7 protein-coding genes are annotated in these 5,912 nt (G+C 53.0%); 6 read left to right on the top strand and 1 reads right to left on the bottom strand.

The annotated features are described in order from the left end of the window. The first annotated feature begins 328 nt into the window (after positions 1 to 328). From mobQ to ACTQ34_RS17290, 6 genes are all read left to right on the top strand, one after another. Positions 329 to 1,918, top strand: a complete 1,590-nt coding sequence (gene mobQ / locus ACTQ34_RS17315) for a MobQ family relaxase (RefSeq protein WP_044478890.1) — start codon at positions 329 to 331, stop codon at positions 1,916 to 1,918. A gap of 68 nt (positions 1,919 to 1,986) precedes the next feature. Continuing rightward, complete coding sequence (locus tag ACTQ34_RS17310; RefSeq protein WP_044478888.1) at positions 1,987 to 2,634, top strand: CHC2 zinc finger domain-containing protein; 648 nt, start codon at positions 1,987 to 1,989, stop codon at positions 2,632 to 2,634. Further along, positions 2,600 to 3,955 carry a virulence-associated E family protein gene (locus ACTQ34_RS17305; RefSeq protein WP_072853254.1) on the top strand — a complete coding sequence of 452 codons (1,356 nt, stop codon included), beginning with the start codon at positions 2,600 to 2,602 and terminating at the stop codon, positions 3,953 to 3,955. The genes ACTQ34_RS17310 and ACTQ34_RS17305 overlap by 35 nt, the downstream gene beginning before the upstream one ends. Positions 3,956 to 4,208: 253 nt before the next feature. Then, positions 4,209 to 4,406 carry a hypothetical protein gene (locus ACTQ34_RS17300; protein ID WP_070470237.1) on the top strand — a complete coding sequence of 66 codons (198 nt, stop codon included), beginning with the start codon at positions 4,209 to 4,211 and terminating at the stop codon, positions 4,404 to 4,406. Positions 4,407 to 4,689: 283 nt separating this feature from the next. Beyond that, positions 4,690 to 5,040 carry a TnpV protein gene (locus ACTQ34_RS17295; RefSeq protein ID WP_235396224.1) on the top strand — a complete coding sequence of 117 codons (351 nt, stop codon included), beginning with the start codon at positions 4,690 to 4,692 and terminating at the stop codon, positions 5,038 to 5,040. Between the two features lie 13 nt (positions 5,041 to 5,053). Further along, the gene (locus tag ACTQ34_RS17290; protein WP_176928136.1) at positions 5,054 to 5,329 is read left to right on the top strand and encodes a DUF6809 family protein; all 276 of its coding nucleotides are present in this window, start codon (positions 5,054 to 5,056) and stop codon (positions 5,327 to 5,329) included. A gap of 66 nt (positions 5,330 to 5,395) precedes the next feature. On the opposite strand, the gene rhuM is transcribed toward ACTQ34_RS17290, so the two are convergent. Continuing rightward, on the bottom strand, positions 5,396 to 5,912 hold a 517-nt coding region (gene rhuM, locus ACTQ34_RS17285), incomplete at its 5' end, for a RhuM family protein (RefSeq protein ID WP_441364853.1).

Here is a 5,912-nt window from a genome sequence, read left to right as displayed (position 1 = left end):
CTGCCGCAGTTTTCCTGCGTTCCGCTACGCTCCACTTCGGAAAACTGCGCTGTATTACCATGCTTTTCAGATTTTGGGTGTTTCCAGACTGCACATTTCTTGACATTTCCAGGGAACCGGCAAAATGAACACCGAAACGATACAGAAATCACTATTGATGCAGAGATATTTGCAGGGAAATTATAAATTCAATTTCAATTTGTCGAATTGACAAACTATTAAAAAATTAAATAACCCGCCGCCCATCAACGGCACACCCAAGCAGGAAATCTGAAAAGGTATCCTGCTATTTTTTTGCCCCGAATCCGGGAGAAAGGAGGACGTACTCTTGCCATGCCCGCATTGTAAAATCACCATCATCAAGCGGAGCAACAATGAATCCGCTGTTTCTGCCGCCGCCTACCAGAGCGGCGAGAAGCTGTTCTCTGAATATGACCAGGAACAGAAATACTATCCCTACAAGAACGAAGTCACCCACAAAGAAATCATGCTCCCGCCCCATGTGCCGCCGGAGTTTGCAGACCGCAATACTTTATGGAACTCAGCCGAAGCGCAGGAAAAACAATGGAACTCCCAGCTTGCCCGGAGATTCGTGCTTGCCATCCCAAGGGAAATCCCGCCGGGACAGTACGCCGACCTTATCCGTGACTACTGCCGGGAGTTTTTTGTTTCCAAAGGCATGATTGCCGACTTTGCCATCCATGACAAGGGGGACGGCAACCCACACGCCCATATCCTGCTCACCATGCGGGCGATGGACGAAAAAGGCAAATGGCTCCCCAAGAGCCGTAAAGTGTACGACCTTGACAAGAACGGGGAGCGCATCCGGCTTGCGTCCGGCAGATGGAAAAGCCATAAGGAGAACACAGTAGACTGGAACAACCGGAAGTACGCCGAAATCTGGCGGCAGGGATGGGCGGACACGGCCAACCGCTATCTGGAAGCCAATGACCGCCCGGAACGGCTTGACCTGCGCTCCTATGCCCGACAGGGGATTGACCAAATCCCTACCGTCCACATGGGAGCGGCCGCCTGCCAGATGGAGAAGAAAGGAATCCAGACCAACATCGGCAATCTGAACCGGGACATCAAAACCGCCAACCGGCTCATGCAGTCCATCCGGCAGATGGTACGGAGCCTAAAGGGATGGCTGTCTGACTTAAAAGAGAAAAAGGCTGTATTACTGGAAGCATTGGAGCAGGCGAAGGAGCCGACACTCCCGGAACTGTTATTCCGGTATCTGGAACAGCGGAGTGGGGAACGTGCCGACTGGACTTCCAGAGGGAAGCTGAAAGGAACCGTTGCCGATTACAATAAAGTGCAGGCGGCGATGGACTTCCTGCGGAAAAAGGGAATCTCCACCGTGGAGAGCCTTGACACCCGGCTGGATGAAATCGGCCAGACCGCTGTTTCCGTCATGGGGAGCATGAAAAAAAGCGAGAAGCGGATAAAAGCCATCAATACCATGCTCTCCTACATTGACAAATACGAAGCCGCCAAGCCAGTCCATGCGGAGTATGCCGCCATCGGCTGGAAGAAGAAAAAGGAGAAGTTTGCGGAGAGCCACCGGGAGGAACTGGACGCTTATAATGCCGCCATCCGGTATTTGAAAGCCAACCTGAAAGGCAATTCCTACTCCCGCAAAGATTTGGAAGCGGAACGGGAACAGCTTGCCGCCGCCCTGCCCGGACAAAAGAAGGAACTGGAAGCGGTTCAGGCAGATGTGAAGGTGCTGCGTGACGTGCGCCACTGGCTGAATCAGGTTTTGCCATCCGAGCAGTACCGCCAGACCGCCGAGCCGGGGAAGAAACCATCCGTACAGGAGAGCCTGAAAGGGCGGCAGGAACGCATCCGGCAGGAGCAGGCAGGGAAACAGAAGCCGCCCCGGACACAGAAACAACAGAATATGGAACTTTAAACAGGCACTTGTTTTGTGATTTGAAATCGCTGGCAGGTGCCTTTTTCATTATCAGGAGGGAACGCCTATTGAACGTATTTGAAGCCGTGAAGCAGTCCGTCACCACAAGGCAGGCTGCGGAGCGTTATGGAATCAAAGTAAACCGGAACGGGATGTGCGTCTGCCCGTTCCACAACGATAAGAACCCAAGCATGAAGGTTGACCGCCGCTTTTACTGTTTCGGCTGCGGAGCCACCGGGGACGTGATAGATTTTGTTTCCCGGCTCCATGGTATCAGCAGCAAAGAAGCCGCCCTTATGCTGGCACAGGACTTCTCTATCCCTTATGAGGATGGGAGGAACGGCAAAAAGCAGCCCATAAGGCCACGCTTGCGAAAAGAAACGGAGGAACAGAAATTCAGGCACATGGAGCGGCACTGCTTCCGGGTGCTGTCCGACTATTACCATCTCCTGCGCCGCTGGAAGGAGGAATACGCCCCACGCCAGCCGGATGAAGCGTGGAACCCCCGGTTTGTGGAAGCCCTGCAGAACATGAGCCGGGTGGAATACCTGATGGACGTGCTTCTCTCCGGGGACATTCAGGAGCGGGCGGCGCTTATCACAGGACACGGAAAGGAAGTGAGGAACCTTGAAAGACGGATGGCAGAATTTACCGCCCCAGATACGGCAGGAAACAGCGAACATGGCAGACAGCGCAGAGCCGCCCCGGAGCGTTGAGGAAGTAAAGGCTATGCTGGAAACCACCGAAAAAGGCGGTTTCCGCAACAGCATGAGCAACTGCCTGACCGTGTTCCAGTGCGACCCGCTCCTTTCCGGGGCGGTTGCCTACAACCTGCTGACCGACCGCACCGATATTTTAAAGCCAATCGGCTACAAAAGAACTGCCGGAAGCCCCATGACCGACACGGACATGAAATATATCCGGCTGTATCTGGAAAAGACCTATGGCCTGACAAGCGAGAAAAAGATACAGGACGCCGCCGCCCTTGCCGCCGATGAGAACAGCTACCACCCTGTCCGGGATTATTTAAACGGCCTGACATGGGACGGAACCGAACGGATACGCTCCTGCCTGCGTCACTTTCTGGGAGCCGGTGAGGACGAGTATACTTTCCAATCCCTGCGCCTGTTTTTGTTGGGAGCCATCCACCGGGCATTTTCCCCCGGCTGCAAGTTTGAAGTCATGCTCTGTCTGGTGGGCGGGCAGGGAGCCGGGAAGTCCACCTTCTTCCGCCTGCTGGCAGTCAAAGACGAGTGGTTCTCCGATGACCTGCGGAAGCTGGACGATGACAACGTATACCGCAAACTCCAAGGCCACTGGATAATCGAGATGTCGGAGATGATTGCCACCGCAAACGCCAGGAGCATAGAGGAAATCAAGTCATTTTTGAGCCGCCAGAAGGAAGTCTACAAGATACCCTATGAAACCCACCCGGCAGACCGTCCAAGGCAGTGCGTGTTCGGCGGGACATCCAACGCCCTTGACTTCCTGCCCCTTGACCGTTCAGGAAACCGCCGCTTCATTCCTATACAGGTATGCCCGGAACAGGCGGAAACACACATTTTAGAGGACGAAGCCGCTTCCAGAGCCTATCTGAATCAGGTATGGGCGGAAGCGATGGAGATTTACAGGAGCGGCAGGTGGAAGCTGACATTCAGCCCGGAAATGGTGCGCCATTTAAAGGAACACCAGCGGGACTTCATGCCGGAGGACACCAAGGCCGGTATGATACAGGCTTTCCTTGACAGCTACCCCGGCGATACCGTCTGCTCCAAACAGCTTTACAAAGAAGCCCTGAACCATGACTTTGACGAGCCGAAACAATGGGAGATACGGGAAATCAACGAGATAATGAACCAGTGCATCACTGGCTGGAATTATTTCTCCAACCCCCGGATGTTTGCCGGGTACGGCAGGCAGAAAGGATGGGAACGGGAAAACGCACGGACAGAACCGGCAACGGACAGCGGCAACGGGACGGAAAAAATCCCGGAAGGATTTACGCCGGTGCCGGAACAGATGGAGCTTCCATTCTGAAAAAATCCGGGCAGGGACAGCCCGTTGCACACTCCGTTGCTATCCCGTTGCCGACCCGGTTGCCGGGAAAAATCCCGTAACTGCGGGCTTTTCTCCCCTTTAACAACCAAAGCAACAGAAAAATAAAAGAAAAAGTATAAAATAACCCAGCCGCCAGACAAGGATTAGTTCCAAGGTTTTTTGAAGCCCGTTGCCGGACTTCGTTGCCGCTATCCCCTGTCTGGCTGTTTTCATGTATGGAGGACAACTGCCTATGGCGAAAAATAAAACAGAGATTCATGTCACCACAGTATTTGACGGCGAACTGGATGCTACGGACGTTTTCGTGAGCCTTATCGCACAGAAACACACCAGAAAAACAGATAAAGAATATCTTGCTAAAACACAAGAAATGAGATATAATAAAGACGAGGTTCAAAGTGACCGTGTTCCGTCTGGATTGTGTGGGTAAACGGTTATGATGAACGGATTAGATTATGACGTGATTGGCACGGCGCTTGCCGGGGGATTCCGGGCAGCTATCTATTGCAGGCTCTCGAAAGACGATGACCTTCAGGGCGAGAGTGCCAGCATCGCAAACCATGATGTAATGTATAGAGGGTGGAATACACCAAAAAACATTACATCATGACTGGCGGCTCATTTGTGGCGAATGAAAAGACAGTTATGATAAAGGAGGAATGCCCTCAAACCTACCGTAACTGTCAACCACATTCCCGCGAAAGGAGCCTTGTATGGAACTGACTTACACCAAATGCGGCGACTATCTCATTCCCGACCTTGTGTTATCGGACACCAAAGAGTACCATATCGGGAAATATGGCCGGTTGCGCCGTGCCTACTTAAAAGAACACCGGCCCATTCTGTATACCGATCTCATTGTCACTGAAAAGCTGTTTCCCCATTTGGAGGAAATCGACACCGCCTGCCGGGAGCGTCTGGAAATTATCGAAAAAGTCATGATGCAGCAAGAGAGCGTCACAGAAGCCCTGAAAGCTGCCGACCAGATGGCATGGGTGCGCTCCATGAACTCCATCCACAACAGAGCCGAGGAAATCGTCCTGGCGGAGCTGGTCTACTGTTGAGGGAGGGAACGCTATGATTTTGGAAGCCATGTATAACGGAGAGTTTTATCCCTGTGAAACGGTAGTGCCCACGTCCTCGGAATACCGCAAGGCGGTCCAAACCTGTGCGGCGTTGATGGAGCAGCTATCCCAGCGGCTCAGCAAAGAGGACTATGCGCTGGTGGAAGAACTCCGGGCGCAGAACGCTATCGCCCAGTGTGAGGAAAGTGAGAGCCATTTCAAGTATGGCTTTTCGGCTGGGCTGATCGTCCAGCAGGAAGCCCATGAACAGCTGCAAAACAAGAAATAAGCGATGAACGAAAAAGCCCACGCAGCCGGAAAGAGAACCGGTGGCGTGGGCTTTCTGCGTATATGGTTATTCTGTCAGATCATCCGAAGTTTCCGCAACCAGCCGGTCAAAGTCGCTCTGATAGGTCCGATCCTGCAATACCCGGAACTTTTCAAACTCTTTCTCAGCAAAGGCTTTGGCAATGGCGGCAGTCACCTTGCCTTTATCATGCAGAATATCTTCCTCGTTGAACTGTAAAAATGCGTCAAGCCGTTTGACCCAATCGGCCATATACATGACATTCCCCCGGCGGGCCTGCCGTTCCGCATAGTCCAGGTACATGGTGACGATCTCGTTCAGGTTTCGCATTTCCGTTTCGTTCAGATAGTTTTTGGCAACGGTGACATCCGATTTGCGGATGCGGCCTTTGGGGGCGTTTTTCCATGTGGTCAGCCCCATGTTGGGCTTGGTGCTGTCGGCACGGCCATATACAATCTCGGCGGCGGTATGATGGGTGACCGCATAGTGGAGCTTGTTCTGCACCGTGGCGAAAAACTCCTTTGTGATAGGACTTTCCACATCGTAGTCGGCGCTGCACTGGGAA

Source organism: Agathobaculum sp. LCP25S3_E8, from assembly GCF_052117165.1.
In the GTDB taxonomy this organism is placed as follows: Bacteria; Bacillota; Clostridia; order Oscillospirales; family Butyricicoccaceae; genus Agathobaculum.
This window is presented reverse-complemented; position numbering and strand designations above follow the sequence as displayed.